General features: G+C 56.0%; 15 protein-coding genes. 4 read left to right on the top strand and 11 right to left on the bottom strand.

Annotated features, from left to right (window positions below; translation table 11 throughout):
* Positions 1 to 66: 66 nt before the first annotated feature.
* From IF205_RS11565 to IF205_RS11520, 10 genes are all read right to left on the bottom strand, one after another.
* Positions 67 to 1,392 (bottom strand): TRAP transporter large permease, encoded by a 1,326-nt coding sequence (locus tag IF205_RS11565; protein ID WP_259779523.1) that lies wholly within the window; start codon positions 1,390 to 1,392, stop codon positions 67 to 69.
* Positions 1,389 to 2,045, bottom strand: a complete 657-nt coding sequence (locus IF205_RS11560; RefSeq protein WP_259779522.1) for a TRAP transporter small permease subunit — start codon at positions 2,043 to 2,045, stop codon at positions 1,389 to 1,391. The genes IF205_RS11565 and IF205_RS11560 overlap by 4 nt, the downstream gene beginning before the upstream one ends.
* Before the next feature lie 77 nt (positions 2,046 to 2,122).
* On the bottom strand, positions 2,123 to 3,136 hold the full coding sequence (locus tag IF205_RS11555) for a C4-dicarboxylate TRAP transporter substrate-binding protein (RefSeq protein ID WP_259779521.1): 1,014 nt from the start codon (positions 3,134 to 3,136) through the stop codon (positions 2,123 to 2,125).
* A 189-nt stretch (positions 3,137 to 3,325) separates the two neighbouring features.
* The gene (locus IF205_RS11550) at positions 3,326 to 4,702 is read right to left on the bottom strand and encodes a sigma-54-dependent transcriptional regulator (RefSeq protein ID WP_259779520.1); all 1,377 of its coding nucleotides are present in this window, start codon (positions 4,700 to 4,702) and stop codon (positions 3,326 to 3,328) included.
* A 7-nt stretch (positions 4,703 to 4,709) separates the two neighbouring features.
* Positions 4,710 to 6,416 carry a sensor histidine kinase gene (locus IF205_RS11545; RefSeq protein WP_259779519.1) on the bottom strand — a complete coding sequence of 569 codons (1,707 nt, stop codon included), beginning with the start codon at positions 6,414 to 6,416 and terminating at the stop codon, positions 4,710 to 4,712.
* Between the two features lie 269 nt (positions 6,417 to 6,685).
* Positions 6,686 to 7,444, bottom strand: a complete 759-nt coding sequence (locus IF205_RS11540; RefSeq protein ID WP_259779518.1) for an ABC transporter ATP-binding protein — start codon at positions 7,442 to 7,444, stop codon at positions 6,686 to 6,688.
* A complete protein-coding gene (locus tag IF205_RS11535) occupies positions 7,441 to 8,202 on the bottom strand; it encodes an ABC transporter ATP-binding protein (RefSeq protein WP_259779517.1) in 762 nt (253 codons plus the stop codon). Before IF205_RS11535 ends, IF205_RS11540 begins: the two co-directional genes overlap by 4 nt.
* 11 nt (positions 8,203 to 8,213) lie before the next feature.
* Positions 8,214 to 9,353, bottom strand: coding sequence for a branched-chain amino acid ABC transporter permease (locus IF205_RS11530; RefSeq protein WP_259779516.1), 1,140 nt, complete (start codon positions 9,351 to 9,353; stop codon positions 8,214 to 8,216).
* Between the two features lies 1 nt (position 9,354).
* Positions 9,355 to 10,371 carry a branched-chain amino acid ABC transporter permease gene (locus IF205_RS11525; protein WP_259779515.1) on the bottom strand — a complete coding sequence of 339 codons (1,017 nt, stop codon included), beginning with the start codon at positions 10,369 to 10,371 and terminating at the stop codon, positions 9,355 to 9,357.
* A 91-nt stretch (positions 10,372 to 10,462) separates the two neighbouring features.
* The gene (locus IF205_RS11520) at positions 10,463 to 11,812 is read right to left on the bottom strand and encodes a substrate-binding protein (RefSeq protein WP_259779514.1); all 1,350 of its coding nucleotides are present in this window, start codon (positions 11,810 to 11,812) and stop codon (positions 10,463 to 10,465) included.
* A 214-nt stretch (positions 11,813 to 12,026) separates the two neighbouring features.
* On the opposite strand from IF205_RS11520, the gene IF205_RS11515 reads away from it, so the two are divergent.
* The 4 genes from IF205_RS11515 (at position 12,027) to IF205_RS11500 (ending at position 17,127) form a co-directional block, all read left to right on the top strand.
* Positions 12,027 to 13,595, top strand: a complete 1,569-nt coding sequence (locus IF205_RS11515) for a helix-turn-helix domain-containing protein (protein ID WP_259779513.1) — start codon at positions 12,027 to 12,029, stop codon at positions 13,593 to 13,595.
* A gap of 68 nt (positions 13,596 to 13,663) precedes the next feature.
* Positions 13,664 to 14,068: a response regulator transcription factor gene (locus IF205_RS11510; RefSeq protein WP_259779512.1), complete on the top strand. Its 405-nt coding sequence runs from the start codon at positions 13,664 to 13,666 to the stop codon at positions 14,066 to 14,068.
* Between the two features lie 20 nt (positions 14,069 to 14,088).
* Positions 14,089 to 14,358, top strand: a complete 270-nt coding sequence (locus tag IF205_RS11505) for a hypothetical protein (RefSeq protein WP_259779511.1) — start codon at positions 14,089 to 14,091, stop codon at positions 14,356 to 14,358.
* 3 nt (positions 14,359 to 14,361) lie between these two features.
* The gene (locus IF205_RS11500; protein ID WP_259779510.1) at positions 14,362 to 17,127 is read left to right on the top strand and encodes a sensor histidine kinase; all 2,766 of its coding nucleotides are present in this window, start codon (positions 14,362 to 14,364) and stop codon (positions 17,125 to 17,127) included.
* Here IF205_RS11500 and IF205_RS11495 read toward each other — a convergent pair.
* Positions 17,124 to 19,412, bottom strand: a complete 2,289-nt coding sequence (locus IF205_RS11495; protein ID WP_259779509.1) for a phospholipase D-like domain-containing protein — start codon at positions 19,410 to 19,412, stop codon at positions 17,124 to 17,126. The genes IF205_RS11500 and IF205_RS11495 overlap by 4 nt on opposite strands.
* Between the last annotated feature and the right edge of the window lie 4 nt (positions 19,413 to 19,416).

The raw sequence follows: 19,416 nt of genomic DNA, 5'->3' as shown, positions 1-19,416 counted from the left end.
GGAATTACGCAAAAAAAATACCCGCCTCGATGATGAGACGGGTATCAGGATCTCATGTGGTTTGATCTAGTTTTGCATCAGATTCGGTAACCACAGGACGATTTGCGGGAAGGCAATCAGGACAGCAACCGTTACAACTTCGGCGAAGAAGAACGGGAAACAGCCCCGGAATACCTGCTGTACCGGAATATCCGGCCGGACCCCGGCCACCACAAAGCAGTTCAGGCCGATCGGCGGTGAAATCAGGCAAAGCTCCACCATCTTGACAACGATGATGCCGAACCAGATCGGATCGTAGCCCAGACCGACAATAGCGGGATAAACCACCGGCAGGGTCAGCAGCAGCATGCCGATTGCATCCATGAACATACCGAGGACGGCATAGGCCCCCAGGATCATCAGCAGCACAACCAGCGGCGGTTGGTCCAGATGCATCACCCAGTCCTTGAAGGCCTCCGGCAGACCGGCAAACCCAAGGAAGCGCACGTAAAGCAGAATGCCCCAGATCAGCGTGAAAATCATCACCGTCAACTTGGCTGTTTCATGCAGGGCATGGCGCAGGTTGCCCCAACGCATTCCCCGGATGAAGGCCAGGATAAGCACGACGAAAGCCCCCAGGGCCCCCGCCTCGGTCGGTGTCGCAAGGCCAAAATAGATACTGGCGAAGATGATCAGCACAACCGCAAAGATCGGTGCCGTTGCGGGCAGTGATTCAACACGCTGTTTCCAGGTGAAGCCCGTGATACGCGGTGCCCGCTCCGGATACCGTTTCGCCACGAAGACCACCATGACGCCATAGATGATTGCCGAAACCAGTCCCGGCACAAAACCGGCGATCAGCAATTTGCCGACCGATTCTTCAACAATAATCGCATAGATCACCAGCATCGCACTGGGCGGAATCAATGCGGCCAGGGTGCCGCCCGCCGCGACCACGCCAGCCGCCAGTTTCTTGTCATAACCCAGCTTCAGCATTTCCGGGATCGCAACGCGGGAGAAGACTGCCGCCGTTGCCGTGCTTGCCCCGGAAACTGCCGCAAAGCCCGCGGTTGCAAAAATCGTTGCCACGGCCATACCGCCCGGCAACCAGCCAAGCCAGCGCTTTGCAGCCTCGAACAATGCCTTGGTCAATCCGGCATAGTAAGCCAGAAAACCGATCAGGATGAAGGTCGGCAAGACGCTCAGCGAATAGGTCACCGTCTTGGAGTGCGGTACGGTCCCTGCCAGTTTCAGGGCATTCCAGAAGCCATTTTCAATTCCCATACGGGATGAGAAGATTGCAAAAATTCCCAACAGGCCGATGACACCGGCAGCAAAGGCAACACGCATCCCGAGGATCACGAGCACCAGCAGCCCACACGTCATAACAACGCCGATTTCAAATGTTGTCATTGGCGGCCTCCCAGACTTTCACCAGCCTCTTCCTCTTCATCCCCCATGACTTCATCAATCTCATCACGGGCGTGCTCTTCCACGGATTCCATCCGTGGCACGCCGATCGGCTCGGCATCCGGTTTGGCAAGCAGACGAACAAAACCCAGTACCTGGATCACCAGACGCAGGGCCAAAAGGCCAAGGGTGACCGGCACAAGCAGTTTGGAGGGCCAGATCGGCAGGCCGATATCAATGGTGCTGTCACCAAAATCCCAGGCCCGCAGGAAATGCTCCCAACTGCCATAAATCAGCCCAACGATCAAAAAGAGCGTCAGCAACGTCGTCAGCAATTCCGACAGCCAAGGCCAGCGACCGTGCAAGCGGCCAAGCACCAGATCCATGCGGATATGGCCGCCTTCGCGCTGGCAATATGCAACGCCCAAGAAGGCAAACATAACCATCGCCTGCTCGACGAAATCAATAAAACCGGGGATCGGCGCATTGAAGGCAGCCCGGCCAACGACCTGGGCCACAGCCAGCAACATCAGGAACAGAATACTGCCCGCTGCCAGCAGGTTAAACGCATTCTCCAGGGGCCGCAGCAGTCGGTCGGCCACGCCGACGACACCGCCACCCCGCCCGGCGGGCGGTTGAGGCGTTTGATTATTCATGGAACTCCCTCCTTCACGCTACCCCGGCCGCAAGCGACCGGGGTAGTGAAGTTCACAGAAAGCTTTTACTGGAAAGCTTATTTACTTGATGCGGTTGCGAGAACCAGATCGAGCAGTTCCTGACCCGGCAGGCCCTTGCTCTTCATGTCTTCCAACCAAGCGTCCCAAACCGGCTGACGGGCTTTTTCGTGGAAACGCTTCAGCTCTGCATCGGAGTAGGTGATACGCTCGATCTTGCGCTCATCCAGAGCCGGATAGAACTTGTCGTACACTTTGGCGTAATTCTTGACGTAGTGGTCATAGGCGACCGGCACTGCGTCTTCCAGAACCTTGCGATACTCTTCCGGCAGGGCCTCAAGCGCCGCAGAATTCACAACAACCGGGCAGTTCACCGTGCCCGGGTTCAGGTTCGTCGTGTACCAGTCACCAACTTCAACGGTCTTGAATGCCAGATGCGCATGCGGCGCAAAAGAGACCGCCTGAACGGCACCAGCCTCAATAGCCGTGTAAGCCTCAGACGCAGTCACCGTGGTCGGAACGGCGCCAATCTCGCTCATGGCCTTGCCAACGCCACCCAGCGCACGGACACGCATACCGTCGAAGTCTTCCAGCTTCTCAGGCGCATCGCCGATGCCAATGAAGTTATACTGCGGCATCGGCGTGGACATCAGCAGGTCCACATTCCAACGGGCCATATCCTTTTTCACAGCCGGATGTGCGTAAACAGCCTGGTCAACGCGAATCTGCGTTTCCAGGTCGTTGATCGGCAACATCGGCAGTTCAAGAACCGTCAGCGTCGGGTTCTTGTCCGGATGGTAGGACGCACAGAACTGCGCCATTTCAAATGCACCAAAAGAAATCACGTCCAGGTTTTCACGCGGCTTGGACAAAGCTGCGCCGTAATACAGAGTGATTTTGAATTTGCCGTCTGTCTTTTCCGAAACATATTCGGACAGTTTTTCCAGATGTTCGGTGAATGCGCGGCGTTTGCCCCAAAGTGACGCCTTCCACTCGACATCGGCTGCGGACGCCATGTCTGCATAGCCAATCGCCAGAAGGCCAACGATGGCCGTTGCGGTCTTTTTGAACATTTTGAACCTCCCAATTTTTCTCGTCACCCTCCCATGGGTGTAACGAATAAAACGCAAGTCACATGCCAGAAAACCGAACGGCAAACAACATATTAAGTTATTGTTTTATATGAGTATTTTTAGCTTACTAAATACAATTGGGCAAGATTCCGCCGATCAGGCCAAAAATGATAGGCGGAAATCCGCCGATCAATCCAAACGTGCAATGCCGTATTTCACCATTTTCTCATTCAGCGTCCGCCGGGGGATGTCGAGTTCTTCCATAACGGCCTTCACATTGCCACCGTAACGCTTCAGGGCATCCTTGATCAGGTGCCGCTCGAAATGCCTCACCTGGTCGGCAAGCGACGTCCCATCTCCGCCCTCTTCCCGCATACCCGGATGCCCGTTGAGAATCCGGCTCATTCTGTCCGCGGGTTCCGCCGACGACAAGACATAACGCTCTGCAATATTCTTGAGCTGACGCACATTACCGGGCCAGTCCTGCGCCAACAGCAAGGCTGTCGCCGTGGCATCAGGCTGTACAAACTCCCGGTCATAAGTCTCCGCTGCCTGCGATGCAAAAGCCTGAAACAGGAGGGGAATATCCTCACGGCGCTCTCTTAGAGGCGCGACCGTCAGTTCAACGGTATTAATCCTGTAAAAGAGGTCTTCGCGGAAACGCCCTTCTGACACCGCCTTGTTCAGGTCTTCATTGGCAGCGGATACAAGCCGGAAATCGACCGGTACAGGCATGCTGGCCCCCAGACGCGTAATTTCCCTGTTTTCCAGCGCCCTTAAGAGCTTGCTTTGCATTTCAAGCGGCATGCTTCCGATTTCATCCAGGAAAAGTGTGCCGCCGTTTGCATGTTCCAGATGGCCAATTCTGCGCCCGACTGCCCCTGTAAAGGCACCGGCCTCATGCCCGAACAGCTCGCTTTCGACCATATTTTCAGGAATAGCTGCGCAATTGACTGCAACAAAGGGCCCTTCCTTCCAGCCCCCGAAATCATGCAGACATTTAGCCACGACCTCCTTACCCGTACCAGTTTCTCCCGATATCAGGACCGACGCCCTGGTCCCGGCAAGGTTCAATATTTCATCCTTGATCGCAGACATGGGGGAACTGCGCCCAATCAAACGGGCGTCCAGGCCGGATTTCTGATCCAGCAGGCGCTTCAGGTCCCGGTTTTGTAGAACCAGCCGGCGCTTGTCCAAGGCGCGGTCGACAACCTCGATCAACCGCTCCGGTGCAAAGGGCTTTTCAAGAAAGTCATAGGCACCGCGCTTCAACGCATCGACCGCCATCGGCACGTCGCCATGCCCAGTAATAAGGATGACTGGTATCTCCCTGTCGATACGCCGCACATCGTCCAACAAGGCCAGGCCGTCCATACCGGACATTTTAACGTCGCTGATGATGACCCCGTCAAAATCGGGTGCCACCGCCGCAACAGCCTCTCCCGCCGCGGCAAAGTCGACCACAACCCAACCCGATAATTCCAGCCACTGCCGGGTTGCAACCCGCATGGCCTCCTCATCATCTATCAGGAACAAATTCTTGATTGTCTGCGTTTCTGCACCCATTACGACACTACTCTTTGGATTCAAGCGGAAGCCACACTTCGAAAACAGCCCCACCACCGACACGGTTTTTCGCCTTTATCATGCCTTTGAGGTCCTGGACGATACCATAGGAGACAGACAGCCCCAGGCCAACGCCTTTGCCGGGTTCCTTGGTCGTAAAGAACGGATCGAAAAGTTGCCCGGCAATGGCCTCATCAATACCGTCACCGCAGTCGGATATCTGGATCACGGCCCAGTTTTCCTCGGTGAACACCTCGCAGCAAATCCAAGGGGACGGCTGTGCCTTCATGGCATCCAGGGCATTCCTGATCAGATTAACCATGACCTGCTCCAGACGAACCGCATCACCACGAATGAAGACCGGTTTGTCCGGTAGTGACGTTTCAAGTGCGCATTTATCCATGCGTAACTGTGGCTCAACGAGGACCAGCGCGTTCTTCAGGCAGTCCAGCACATCAATATCTTCAAGACGCCCCTGGGACTTTCGGGAGAACGTCTTGAGCTGCCCCGTGATCACGCCCATGCGCTCCGTCATTTTGGATATCTGGTCCAGCGTCTCATTTACCGGATCAACAACCCCACGGCCCAGCATGACCCTGGCGCTTGCCGAGAATGTCCGGATGGCGGAAATCGGCTGATTAAGTTCATGGGCGATTGCCGCCGACATCTGACCAAGGGCCGCCAGCTTTCCGGATTGAACCAATTCATCCTGGGTGTCGCGAAGGACGCTTTCCGCCCGTCGACGCTCTTCTATTTCCACTTCCAGACGCCGGTTCAACTGTCGAAACCGTTCCGCCTCGGCGGCTTCACGCTGTGACGACAGCTTCAGCCGCCGCTCCCTGGCAAATAACGAGCCCAACAACACTAGGCCAACACTGATTCCGACAATGATCACCGCAGTGCTTCTGCGTTCGGCGAGCAAGGTCGTGGGAGACAGGAAATACAGGGACCAGTCCGTGCCGCGCACATGCCTTTTTTCGACCAGATATTCTTCCTGTCCGATTTCAAAGAATTCTTCCCCGTCGCTTCCCCGGCGCCGGATAGAAAGTGGCTGCAGGTTCACGCCGGGGTAACGCCGCTCGAGACTGATCCGCTTGATGGTCGGCAGTATCAGAGGACTGAGCGTCTGGTACCGCCAATCAGAGCGGCTGGAAAGGATGATCACATCTTCCATATCGCTGGCAAAGACGACCTCCCCGCCCTGCTGCCAGTTACGCTGCAACGGCTCCAGGTCGACCTTCACGACAGCAACGCCCGCGACTTCATCATCAATGACAACCGGATGAGACAAGAACAGTCCTGGCAATCCGGTTGTGACGCCAATGCCAAAGAAAAACCCGCCGCGCCCTTCAAGCGCATTTTTATAGTAAGGCCGGAAAGCATAGTTGCTCCCGACAAAGCTTTCCGGTGTTCGCCAGTTACTGGCGGCCAGCGTATCCCCGTTCTTGTCCATCAGATAAAGGGCCGCCGCACCGGAGCGCTCGTTCAATGCCTCCAGATACAGGTTCAGATCATCGGCCGGGGCGCTGCCAGCCAGCACATTGTGAACCTCCACATTGCGGCTGAGGACATAGGGCAGATAGTGGTAACGCTTGATCGCGGCCCAAAGTGTACTTTCATAAAGGGTCAACCGGCCCGATGCCGTCTCACGCAACTGGTCGACCGTGATACGCGTCGTCCAGGTGGTTGCCCCCCACACGGCCACGACCGTCACACAGAAACCAATTATCCAGAAAGGGAAACGGCCGAGCCGCCGAAACCTCAACACCCGATCAACCTCCGGAAACACCTGTCAGAAAGAACCTTGCCTGCCGCAAAGTAAAGCGCCACCGTTATCCCCGCAAGCCGGGTGACACAACAGCAAGTCTGCGCATCGGTTTTGCCCGACACCACAACAGCATTGCCGCCAACGGAAAACGGCCGCGATAAACGCGACCGCCTTCCCCCATGAGACCGAGTACGGTCTACCCCCCAAACCGGTATCTACACAGCCAGATATTCCTGGCGGATATCCGCATTATCCAGAACCTCCTGGGCGCTTCCCTCGAAGGCGACTTCCCCCATATCCAGAATGATTGCCCGATCGGAAAGATTCAGGGCTGCAATTGCATTCTGCTCCACGATAATTGTCGTGATACCGAGGTCCTTCACACTTTCCAGAATCCCTTCAATCTCCCGGACGATGACCGGAGCCAGTCCCTCATAGGGCTCATCCAGCAGCAACAGCTTGATGTCACGGGCCAACGCACGTGCAACGGCCAGCATCTGCTGTTCCCCGCCGGACATGGTGACCGCTTCCTGTTTCCGACGTTCGGCAAGCCGCGGGAAATGGTCATAGATTCGTTCGATGGACCACCCGATCGGCTCTGCGATCTGGGAAAGTTGAAGATTTTCTTCCACCGTCAGGCCCGGAATGATGCGCCGATCCTCAGGTACCAGCGCAATACCTGCCTGGGCGGCCTGATAATCGCGCATCTGATGAACGGCTTGATGATCCAGCCAGATTTCACCACGCCGTAACTGAGGGTCGGTTGCCCTTGCAATGGTGCGGAGGGTCGAGGTCTTCCCCGCCCCGTTCCGTCCCAACAGGGCTACGATTTCGCCTTCCCGGACATCAAAACTGACACCCTGCACAATGTAGCTTTCACCATAATAGGCATGCAGATCATAGCAGGAGAAAAAGGCCGGGGCTTTATTGCGCCCCTTTGCTTGTTCATTCATTTGCTGAGCGGCTTGTGTCATGCGGCTGCTCCTCCCAAATAGGCTTCCTGGACCTTCGGATCACCACGGACATCATCAGGCGCGCCCTGGGCGATAATCGCCCCTTGCGCCAGAACCGAAACGCGGTCGGCCAGGCTGAAGACCACATGCATGTCATGCTCGATGATGACCTTGGTCATACCGCGTTCCTTGATCCGCTTCAGGATTTCGATTGTCTTGTTGGTATCATGCCGGGACATGCCCGCCGTCGGTTCATCCAACAGCAGAAGGCGGGGATGCTGTACGAGGCACATGGCCAGTTCCAGACGCCTTTTATCGCCGCGCGACAGACTTCCCGCAACCCTGTCCTTCTGTCCGTGCAGGCCAAGGTCTTCCAGGATATCAACCGCTTCTTCCTGAATTTCCTTCTCTCCGGCGAGAGCCCGAAAGGCGTTGAACTTGAACGACCCCTCCCGTTTGGCAAAAGCCGGGATCATGACATTCTGAAGCAGGCTCAGTTCCGGAAAAATTTCAGGCGTCTGAAAAACCCGCGCCACACCGCACTGGTTGATTTCATGCGGGGCCTTGCCGGTCAGGATCTCGCCATCAAAGGTGACGGTTCCGCTGTTCGGCTTCAAACGGCCAACGCAGACGTTGAGCAAGGTCGACTTGCCCGCCCCGTTCGGCCCGATGATCGCATGGGTCTGCCCTTCTTCAATTTGCAGATTGATATTGCTGAGCGCGTGCAACCCAGCGAAATACTTATCCACGTCCTGGACATTAAGTATCGTCTTAACCATGACGTTCTTCCTTATTCCGATGGCTGGGTCGCGGTTGCGCCGTTAGAGGATTCTCCCCGCGTCTTGCTGCGGACGAAGGCCGTCAGTCGACGGATACCTTCCATCACGCCACCCGGCAGGAAGATCACGATCAGCATGAACAGAACGCCCAGGGTCAGATGCCAGCCGTCACCGACAAAAAGCCCAAGGACGGCGACAATCGGGTCCGCGATGAAATCAGGCAGGAAGCTGAAAATGTCATGCAGGGTGGCATCGTTATAGGCAGAGAAAATATTCTCGAAGTATTTAATGATCCCTGCCCCCAGCAGCGGCCCGATCAACGTTCCGGCACCGCCGAGAATTGTCATCAGCACAACCTCACCGGATGCGGTCCACTGCATGCGTTCTGCGCCTGCCAAAGGGTCGGTCACGGCCAGCAGGGAACCTGCCAGACCGGCATACATCCCTGAAATAATGAAGGCCGTCAGCATATAGGGTCGCGTGTTGAAACCGGTGTAACTCATGCGAACCTGATTGGACTTCAACGCCTGCAGCTTCATGCCAAAGGGAGAACGGAAGATGCGCAGCGAGATGAAGAAACCAAGGATCAACAGGGCGGCACAGAAGTAGAATCCCGGATAACCGGTCATTTCCACCCCGAGCAGGCTCGTCATCGGAAGGCCACTATGGTCCAGCGCAGCATCGAAAATGCGCGGGTCAGTCTGGCTGAGCTGCAGACCGGTCTCGCCATTGGTAATCGGCGTCAGCACGGAATAGGCAAGGTTGTAGCTCATCTGGGCGAAGGCCAGCGTCAGGATCGAGAAGTAGATCCCCGACCGCCGCAGGCAGATAAAGCCGATCAATGCGGCAAACAAACCACCGATCAAAGTACCGAACAGGACAGCCGGGATCACATTCATGGTGAAAAGCTTGAATGACCACACCGCAGCATAGGAACCCGCGCCGAGAAAGGCAGCATGACCGAAGGACAGATAGCCGGTCAGACCGAAGAGAATGTTAAAGCCGATGGCAAACAGCCCGTAGATTGCAAATTTCTGCAACAGGTCGGGGTAGGATGCACCAAGCGGCGAAAGCCAGATTGGCATAAGGAGGATCACCGCAGCAAAAATCGCGATGGTGACCCAGTCTTTTTTGGCGAATGCGGCGGTCATATCAACTCTCCATCAGGCCGCGGCGGCCAAGAAGCCCGCGCGGACGCAGCAAGAGGATGGCAACGGCAACGGCATAGATGATGATCTGATCGATGCCCGGCAGGATTTGCTTCACTTCGTTCATCGAAGCGAAGGACTGAAGAATTCCCAGCAGGAAACCGGCCAGAACCGCCCCTTCCAGAGACCCCATGCCGCCAACAACAACAACGACGAAGGAGAGCACCAGGAAATCCATACCCATGTGGTAATCAGGCGGCAGGATCGGGGTATACATAACCCCCGCCAACCCGGCGACCACGGCCGCAATACCAAAGACAACAGTGAACCGGCGTTCGATGTTGATGCCGAGCAGACCGACTGTCTCGCGGTCCTGCATACCAGCGCGAACGACCATGCCGTAAGTTGTCAGCCGCAAAAATGCGAAGACGCTGAAAATGACGATGCCGGCGAAACCGAAGTAGATCAGACGCCACCAGGGATAGACCACTGCGTCGCCAAGCCCCAGGAAAGTGCCGATAGCCGCGCTGCCCGAAACGATGTCGGGGGCCGCCGTCGGGATCGGATTGGCGCCAAAAATTGCCTTGATAATTTCCTGCAGAACGATCGCCAGACCGAAGGTCACAAGGATTTGTTCCGCATGAGGACGCTTGTAGAAAAAGCGGATCAGTCCGCGTTCCATGGCAAGACCGATCAGCAGCATGACCGGTATGGCAAGGATGATCGATAAAGGAACGGAATAGTCGATGATAGTCCGGCCAAAGTCGCCAAACCAGATTTCCAGGTAAGGCGTTTCCTTGAACGCATCGAAATAGGTGATGGTCGGGTCTTTCACCTGTTTGGAAATCGTAAGAATTTTTTCGAGAGTAACCGCACAAAAGGCCCCCATCATGAAGATCGCCCCATGGGCAAAATTCACGACCCCCAGGGTCCCGAAGACGAGAGTCAGACCCAGGGCGATCAATGCATAGGCACCGCCCTTGTCCAACCCGTTCAGTATTTGGAGAATTATCGCATCCATAGCCATACAACCATTACTGCTTCACGGGGAATACTAAATTGGCCGCGCCAGCCGCCGCCAAAGGCGACGGCTGGCCCAAGTTTAGGGAGACTTAAACTTGATACGGGCCAAGCTCGCCGCCAAAGATGGCGGGATCGTATTCCACCTGTTCACGCGGCACTTCCTTCACCACCTTCAACAGGTCGAACTGGCTGGTCGGGTTTTCATTCCCGCGCACGACCAGAACGTTCTTGAAGCACTGGTGATCAGCGGCACGATATTCCGTCGGGCCATTGCCCATGCCGTCGAATTTGAAGCCTTCCAGCGCCTTGATCACTTCCGGCGGATAGAAGGTCCCGGCCATTTCACAGGCGTTTGCATAAAGCAGCGTCTGGACATAGCAGGTATGAGCAGCCTGCGACGGCGGGAAACCGTATTCCTGACCAAAGGATTTCACGAAGGCCTGGGAGCCCGCGTCGGTCAGGGACCAGTTCCAGTTCGTCGTCCCAAGGATACCCTTGATGTTTTCACCGGCACCCTGCGCCATCAGACGTGAGAAGAGCGGCACGACAATTTCAAATTTCTTGCCGTTGACCATCTTGTCACGCAGGCCGAACTGAACCGCCTGGGTCAGGGAGTTGATCATATCCTTGCCGTAGTGGTTCAGGATCAGCACATCGGCACCGGAGTTCAGAACCGGCGTAATATACTGGGAGAAGTCACCGGCACCCAGCGGCGTGCGAACCGTGTTCACGGTTTCCCAGCCCAGGGCCTCGGTGGTGTTTTTGATCGACTCTTCCTGGGTCCAGCCCCAGGTATAGTCCGCCGTCAGATGATAGGCGCGACGATCCGTGCCCATTTCTTCCTTCAACACCGGCCCCAGAGCGGCGCCGGACATATAGGCGTTGAAGAAATGACGGAAACCGTAACGGCGTTTGTCCTTACCCGTCGTGTCGTTGGAATGGGTCAGTCCCGCCATGAAGACAACGCCCATTTCCTGGGCCAGGGACTGTTCCGCAATCGCCACGCCGGAGGATGAACCGCCGGAGAACATGATGATCCCGTCTTTTTCGATCATCCGCTTGGCGGATGCGCGGGCGGCATCGGATTTGGTCTGGGTGTCGCCGGTCACATATTCGACCTTCTTGCCCAACACACCATTACCCTTCAGCGACAGCGGGTTCATGGTGAGCAACATTCCGCCGTCACCTTCACCGTTGAGATGCTTCACGGCCAGTTTATAGGCCCTCAGTTCGTCTGCCCCCTCATCGGCATAGGGGCCGGTTTGAGGAACGTTAAAACCGAACTTTACGGAACTTGCGTTGCCCGGGTTATTGCGGAAATCCATATCCGCCCAGGCACCGCGTACAAACATGGTCGGCGCAGCAACAGCCGCACCGGCCAAAACGGAACCGGTTTTCAGGACGCCACGACGCGTCCACTTCTTGTCAGAAAAATTCATATTTTGGTCTCCTCCCCATTCGGATTTTGTTCTGTTTCAAGCGGCGCGATGGAGAAATTCGCGTGCTAATTACGTTACAGAGAGACCCGGACAAGCCGCAATAAAATACCCTTGCCATTTGCAAAGGTTTGTGAAGAATACTGTAAATGCTGCATTGCAGGTGTAAATTTCTTTACAAGAAAACATCTAAAATTTTAAACGCTGAGGGATAAATTTGGCTCGCCTCCCGATAGGACAACGCATACGGAACAGCCGGAAAGACAAAGGCCTGACCCAATCGGACCTGGCCGAGGCCATTGGTATTTCGCCGTCCTATCTGAACCTGATCGAACACGACAAACGCATGATCGGCGGCAAGCTCATGAAGCGGATCGCCGAAGCCCTGCATGTTGAAATCGGATGGTTGAGCGGTACTGAGGATGCCAGGCTGGCGCAGGATATCGTCGAACTGACCCGGTCGATGGCAATCGACGACCTGGACGACCGTAACGCCCTTAATTTCGTGGCGCAGACGCCCGAATGGGCCAATGCGTTTCTGGCTTTGCATCGGCGCTATCAGGATGTCACGGAAACGGCGCTGGCGTTGTCTGATCGGCTAAGCCAGGACCCGGCGCTCATGGAACTCAGCCATTCCGTCCTGACGCAGATCACGTCGATCCGCTCTTTCGCGGAAATCCTTGAGCAATATAGCGACCTTTCATCAGACGAACGAAATCGATTCTCAAGCATCATTGCTTCACAAAGTGACCAATTGGGGTCCAGCGCACGGACGATGATCGACCTGTTGAGCAGCGCCTCGGAAACGGAAAAACCGACGTCCCCCGCCAATGAGGTTGACGATTTCATCATCCATCACGGCAACTACTTCCCGGACCTGGAGTGGGCTGCGGAGGCGCTGAACAAGGAGATGGAGTATGCCCCCTCCACCATAAGCGCCGCTATCCATGAACGACTGACCCACAAACACGGCCTGACCGTACGCAGGGCCTATGACCCCGTGCGGCAACCATCACTGGTCGATGAAAAGACATTGATCCATGCGGAAGGCCTGAAGGAAACCACAATCCGCTTTCGCGAAGCACAACGCCTTGCGGAACTGGAGATGTCGGACACTTTGGACAGCCTTGTCCGGGACAGTCGCCTGACAAGCGACGCATCGCGTCAGGCCGCCCGCCGGGCTCTGGCCAACTATGCTGCTGGAGCCTTGTTGTTCCCCTATCAGCCCTTTCTTGATGCGGCGGAGAACGACCGATACGATATCGAACGCCTGCAACCACGTTTCGCAGGAAGCTTTGAACAGATTGCCCATCGGATGGTAACCTTGAGACGCTCCGGCGCGGAGGGCGTACCATTCGCCTTTCTCCGCGCCGACCCAGCAGGCAATATTTCAAAGCCGTTCAGTATCCCCGGCCTTCGCATGCCGCGTTATGGTGGTGCCTGCCCGCTTTGGGCGATCTACGAAGCCCTCGGCACAGATCGGACCATTGCCCAACTGGCCAGCCTGTCGTCCGGAGAGCAGTATCTTTTCATCGCCCGACGCCTGACAAAACAGTATGGTGCATTTGGCACCCACCCAGTTACTTACAGTGTCATGCTCGGCTGTGATATCTCTTACCGTGACCGGCTGGTATATGGTGACCGTTTTGCCAATCGGCAGGGCAAATTGACAACGCCTGTCGGCTTCAACTGCAGATCGTGTCCACGAAAAAATTGCAATCAGCGCGCTCATGCCGCTATCTTGGCGCCAATGAATGAAAAACTCGCCTCGGAAATGAATACATGATTTGATAAACTTAATAACAAGGAAGGTCTAAAAAACAAAAAGAACGGCCTATTGGGAGGTAATTTGTAATGGGGACGACTATCCTTATCGCAGAGGATGAGCCGTATATCGTAGAATCGTTGAACTTCCTTCTATCGCGGGAGGGGCATAGGGTCGTCTCGGTCAATGACGGCGCCGCGGTATTGGAAACAGTTCAACGTGAAAAGCCCGACCTGTTGGTGTTGGACGTCATGCTGCCCACATCAAACGGATTCGAGATATTGCGCCAGATTCGCAACGCGCCCGGCTTCGAGGATTTGCCGGTTCTCGCCCTGACCGCCAAAGGTCAGGAAGCGGACCGCAAGCTGATGCTGGACCTCGGTGCGAATGAATTTGTGACCAAGCCCTTCTCCAACCAGGATTTGGTCGACCGTATCTCCGGCCTGCTGGCCCAGAACAGCAACGTCACACATGTTGCCGGCGGTCACGAATAGGCGGGATCGGGAGAAATGTAATGTCGCCGGAACGCCGCACACGTGATGCCGCTCTTGTTTTACCCTTGATCGGGATTCTGATCTTCCTGCCCCCCTATATCCGCATTTTTGACCAGAATGCGTTTCTGGCAGGCATACCGGTGCTGTTCATCTATATCTTCATGCTGTGGTTCATCGGCATTGTCCTGACGGCGATTGTCGCCCGCAGACTTGTAGGGAAAGGCCCTGCCCAACGTTCGAAAGAGCCAAAGGCAAACAACAGCTTTCCCTATAAAAAAGATGAGACCTAGGCGATGCTCAGCACCGGTCTCATCGTCCTTGTAGCCAGCCTTTATCTGGGCGGTTTGTTCCTGTTGGCATTTGTCAGCGATCGGCGCGCGGAGCGTGGCGCGGCATCTTTCGTCTCTTCACCGATCGTCTATACCCTGTCACTGGCCGTTTATTGCACGTCCTGGACCTTCTATGGCGCGGTTGGCTCCGCTGCCCGCAGTGGCCTGGAATACCTGACCATCTATCTCGGCCCGACATTCGTGTTGATGGGCTGGTGGTTTCTGCTGCGCAAACTGGTACGGATCAGCAAGGCCCAGAAAATCACCTCGATTGCAGATTTCATTTCTGCGCGCTATGGCAAAAGCGCCCTGCTTTCGGCCCTGGTCACGGTGATCGCCCTTATCGGGGTTACGCCCTATATTGCCCTTCAGCTAAAGGCCGTCGCGGCAAGTTTCGATGCCCTTGGCGCGGCACAGACCTGGGTGCCGCACACTGTCGGTGACCGTGGCATTTTTGCCGACACCGGCTTTTGGGTGGCAGTCTGCATGGCCACATTCGTGATCTTGTTCGGCACGCGCAATGTCGGCGCGGATGAGCGCCATCCAGGCGTTGTCGCCGCCATTGCCTTCGAGTCTATCGTCAAGTTGTTGAGCCTGGGCGCAATTGCCGTCTTTGCCGTCTATGGCCTGAATGACGGCGTGCGCGACCTGTTTGATACCGCCAAATGGCATCAGGGCGTCAAAAACCTCTACGCCTTCAGCGAAGGCTTTGAGCCCCGCTGGCTGGCAACGACCTTCCTGTCGGCGGCGGCAATCATCTGTCTGCCCCGCCAGTTCCAGGTTGCCGTGGTTGAGAATTCCGAAGAAAGACATCTGGCAACCGCCGCCTGGCTTTTCCCGCTTTATATGTTGCTGGTTAGTCTTTTCGTCATTCCGATCGCCATCAGCGGAATGGTCCACCTGCCGGAAACCGACAATCCGGACCTCTATGTTCTGAAAGTACCACTTTCCGCAGGCCAGGGTGGCCTGGCCCTCCTCGCCTTCATTGGCGGGCTGTCTGCCGCGACCAGCATGGTCATTGTCGCCAGTATCGCGCTTTCAATCATGATCTCGAACCACCTGGTGACGCCGCTGCTTCTCCGCCTGCCCTTCTTCACCGGCCCGGGCAGCGGCGACTTCTCGCGCCTGCTGATCATTGTTCGGCGCTTGAGTATTGTCGCCATTCTGACCCTCGGTTTCAGTTACTACCACCTGACCGGCACGACGAACCCGCTTGCCTCAATCGGTCTGATTTCTTTTGCAGGCGTGGCACAATTCCTGCCTGCCTTGATCGGTGGCATCTATTGGGAAGGCGGCACCAAGGCTGGCGCGACCACGGGCCTGATCGCCGGTTTCCTGCTTTGGATCTATACCCTGCTGGTGCCGAGCTTTGCCAGTTCCGGCTGGGCGTTTATCGGCCTTGTGCAAACCGGCCCGTTTTCCATTGAACTTCTGAAACCGGACGCGCTGTTCGGGTTGTCTGAATGGGACCCGCTGGTCCACGGCCTGTTCTGGAGTTTCTCCATCAATGTTCTCTGCTATGTCCTCGTTTCCCTGTCTACCAGCCAGTTGCCTCTGGAAAGGCTGCAAAGCATCCTCTTCGTCGACGCCTTCAACAGTCGCCGCCAGGGAGTTGAAAGCGGCTTGCAGCGCTCGGCAACGTCAGAAGATCTATTCCAACTGACGCAACGGATTCTGGGCCGGGACCGGGCTGCACGCATCTTCCAGTCCTATGCCCGCAAACAAGGGCGGGCAGACCAATTGCCAACGCCGGACCCGCGCTTCATCGCCTATATCGAACGACAACTGGCCAGCGGCGTCGGTGCGGCATCCGCCAGAACACTGGTATCCCGCGTGGCCAAAGGCGAAAGCATCAGCCTCGAAGCCGTCATCGACATTCTGGATGAAACGCAGGAGGCCATCCGCTACAGCCACGAGCTGGAACGCAAGTCCCATGAGTTGGAGGAAACGGCGGAACAACTGCGTCAGGCGAACGAACAGCTCACCCGGCTGGACAAGATGAAAGATGACTTCCTGAGCCGCGTCAGTCATGAACTTCGCACGCCGATGACCTCCATCCGCTCTTTCTCCGAAATCCTGGTATCGCAACAGGGGCTGGACCAGCAGCAATCAAATAGGTTTTTAGGCATTATCCAGGACGAAAGCGTCCGCCTGACCCGCCTTCTTGATGAAATCCTGGACCTTAGCCAGATGGAAGACGGTCAGGCGAATTGGGACTTTCAGGATGTTGATGCCCTTGCCATCACCGCCGATGCAATAGAGACGATGCGGGGCCTGGCCAGTGACCGGAATGTTGAACTGATCAATAATCTGGGCGACGGGTCATTGCCCGTCATCGCCGATGCCGACCGCCTGAAACAGGTTTTCATCAACCTCATTTCCAATGCAATCAAATACAACAACAGCGATGCGCCCAAGGTCTGGATAGAACTGGTTGAAACAGACGCACGGGACGGCGCAGCCATTCGGGTGCGCGACAATGGCCCGGGTATTCCACCCGAAGACCGCTCCGCCCTCTTCTCCAAATTTTCAAGAGGCTGGAACGCGCGCTCACGGGAGCAAGCCGGGGCAGGCCTGGGCCTCGCGATCTCCAAGCAGATCATGCAAAACCTGGGCGGTGATTTGTATCTGGTTCACGACAATGATGCAGGGGCCTGCTTTGTCGTCGTCATGAAAAAGGCAGCGGCCGAAGCCGCTGCCGATATATCTCCGAAAAGTCTCCAGGCCTAGATCGGTTTGAACTTGCGATTGAAGGCCTCTGCGGCTTCCTTTGCGCCGGGGGCGCGGGTCAGCAGCTTCTTCGTCAGGGCATAGGTTTCGTTCAGAGACTGGACCGCCTGTTGCTCCAGCTTCTTGACCTGCTCTTCATTGATCCAGCGATCTGCCCGGTATTTCTTGAGCATCTGACGAAGGGACACAATGTCTTCCTCCAGAATCTGTTCGCGGGGAGTTGCCGCGAAATAGGCGGTTCTGTAGCGAACACGATCCGGGTCTCCTGCAAGACCATCTACAAATTCAAGATAGGCATTCACCAATTCTGGCGCATTACGGATCAGGAAACCGTTATTCGTATCCATCACATAACTGCGCACGTCGGTATTGGCGGAGCCCACAAAAAGATAATCGCCAATGACCATCACCTTGGAATGCAGGGACAACCACGGCCCGTTCGGATCACGCACATATTCCAGATAGCGGACGCGCGCGCCACGGTCCGGTGAGCGGTGATCCCGGTAGTATTCCGAAAATGCCTTCGTCCCATGCCGGGCAAAGAGATTGACTATACTGAGGTCCGTCGTGTCCAGCGAATTGGTCAAAACCATAATATCGACATTCCCGCAATTCCACGTACCGTCAATCATCTTGGCCAGTGCACTTATGAAATTGGACGACGGGAAGAAATAGGCATTATGCAGGACGACGCGCCGGGTCCGCCCATCCAGATAGGACTGCTGACAAGTGGTTTTCATAGCGGAAAGCCAAAGTGCATGGATATGTTTGTTCTCCTGCAACTCACGCCCGTTTGTCGTGTCGAACTGGCGTTGCAACGCTCCTGTTCTGGCATCCCGTTTCAAGGTAAGGTTTTCCAGATAGGTCAGCTCGGCCCCGACGGGCAGCGCAATCGACGGCCAGGCACCGGCCGTTGCCGGTTCATATCTGTTCTTATAGGTCGCCGCGTTGTCCAGCATACGGGCATAGGCGGCATCCTCCCGCTGGTCCAGGCTTTCCGCCTTGCCTGCAAATAGGACACCGGTGCAAGTCGCGACCATCTCCTGATCTCCCTGCCCCTTGCAGGTTTCCTGCGCCGCATTCCAAGCATGAAGGTTGGCCACGATCTCGTTCGGCGCGTGCTGGCGGATTTCGTCCAGCCCCGCCACCATTGTCCGGAAACCCCAGATCCGTTCGAACGTGTCACCAAGTTGCGTCTGCTGTCCCAGGTCCGCGTTCAGATCAGTGTCCATAAACACATATTTATGGGTCAGCTCGGTCGGATGCATGTGGTAGGAATCCTCCACATTGCGACCGCCAAGTTGCACCCATCGGCCATCCACCAATAAGAATTTATGATGCAGGAACTGAGTGAAATATTCCCAATCGCGGGCTGCGGCATCCGCATCTGGTGTTTCAGACGGTATCACCGCGGTAAACTGGTTAAACACGGGATCAATCGTGTCACCGTAAAGGGTAAAGGCGAGCCCCAGTTTCACCCGTGCCACAAGGCCGGAAAATCCCGACCCGGTTTTGGCATGCCAGTAAAGCTTTCCAAGTTCTGCAAGCTTGTCTTTGTCCTCGTCGCTCAATTGCGGCCCGCCTGACATGGCAGCGTCAGGGTCGATCCCCTGCCCGGCTGTTACCGCATAGGCCATGACATCCGGTTCCTTGGCGTAAAGACCGGATAGGAAAATACCGGAGAACCCCGTGTTGCGATTGGAAATGTTAAGGGATTTGGCCTCAACGCCGTCGATTTTCTCACCAGCAAAAAAAGCATCAATGTTGGCCGTCTTGGCCTGTGAACAGGCCCGGTCCGGCGCATCAAGGGAGGTACCTACACAGCCGGACGTCAGATAAGCCGCATTCTTGATAATATTCCGTGTCGGGCGGTTAAAGAACCGCACTTCCAGGTCCCCACCGGATTTGCGGGCCTCACGTTCCATCATCGAAAAATGGTCCAAGCGGCTGTAATTCGTCAGATAATCGACCAGAAGCCTTACCTTTACGCCACGTTTTGCTGCATCCAGCAATGCCATGCTCATAACGGATGACGAAAGGTCATCGGCATAGATGTAATACATGGCGTCGATGGATTTCTCTGCCCGTCGGATCAGGTCCAGCTTGGCCTGAAAGGCAGCGTCATTATCCGTGATAATGCGGCCCTCGACCCCGGTGAAGGAGCCTGCGGACGCCAGGTCACTCACATATTGATCGTTCAGCGTCGGGGTCTCTACCGGCGCACATCCCGCCATCATCGCCACGACGGCAGCGCCGATACCGATCCGCCATGCTTTTGCGCTCATCAAA

Origin of the sequence: Aestuariispira ectoiniformans (assembly GCF_025136295.1) — a bacterium.
In the GTDB taxonomy this organism is placed as follows: Bacteria; Pseudomonadota; Alphaproteobacteria; order UBA8366; family Aestuariispiraceae; genus Aestuariispira_A; species Aestuariispira_A ectoiniformans.
Note: the sequence above shows the minus strand (reverse complement) of the source record. Positions and strands in the feature narration are given on the sequence as shown.

What these genes read in the sequence shown, in the direction of transcription:
- IF205_RS11525 (WP_259779515.1), bottom strand. Translation starts at nt 10,371, where the DNA reads ATGGATGCGATAATTCTCCAAATACTGAACGGGTTGGACAAGGGCGGT.
- IF205_RS11505 (WP_259779511.1), top strand. Translation starts at nt 14,089, where the DNA reads ATGTCGCCGGAACGCCGCACACGTGATGCCGCTCTTGTTTTACCCTTG.
- IF205_RS11535 (WP_259779517.1), bottom strand. Translation starts at nt 8,202, where the DNA reads ATGGTTAAGACGATACTTAATGTCCAGGACGTGGATAAGTATTTCGCT.
- IF205_RS11565 (WP_259779523.1), bottom strand. Translation starts at nt 1,392, where the DNA reads ATGACAACATTTGAAATCGGCGTTGTTATGACGTGTGGGCTGCTGGTG.
- IF205_RS11555 (WP_259779521.1), bottom strand. Translation starts at nt 3,136, where the DNA reads ATGTTCAAAAAGACCGCAACGGCCATCGTTGGCCTTCTGGCGATTGGC.
- IF205_RS11540 (WP_259779518.1), bottom strand. Translation starts at nt 7,444, where the DNA reads ATGACACAAGCCGCTCAGCAAATGAATGAACAAGCAAAGGGGCGCAAT.
- IF205_RS11495 (WP_259779509.1), bottom strand. Translation starts at nt 19,412, where the DNA reads ATGAGCGCAAAAGCATGGCGGATCGGTATCGGCGCTGCCGTCGTGGCG.
- IF205_RS11510 (WP_259779512.1), top strand. Translation starts at nt 13,664, where the DNA reads ATGGGGACGACTATCCTTATCGCAGAGGATGAGCCGTATATCGTAGAA.
- IF205_RS11560 (WP_259779522.1), bottom strand. Translation starts at nt 2,045, where the DNA reads ATGAATAATCAAACGCCTCAACCGCCCGCCGGGCGGGGTGGCGGTGTC.
- IF205_RS11500 (WP_259779510.1), top strand. Translation starts at nt 14,362, where the DNA reads ATGCTCAGCACCGGTCTCATCGTCCTTGTAGCCAGCCTTTATCTGGGC.
- IF205_RS11550 (WP_259779520.1), bottom strand. Translation starts at nt 4,702, where the DNA reads ATGGGTGCAGAAACGCAGACAATCAAGAATTTGTTCCTGATAGATGAT.
- IF205_RS11520 (WP_259779514.1), bottom strand. Translation starts at nt 11,812, where the DNA reads ATGAATTTTTCTGACAAGAAGTGGACGCGTCGTGGCGTCCTGAAAACC.
- IF205_RS11530 (WP_259779516.1), bottom strand. Translation starts at nt 9,353, where the DNA reads ATGACCGCCGCATTCGCCAAAAAAGACTGGGTCACCATCGCGATTTTT.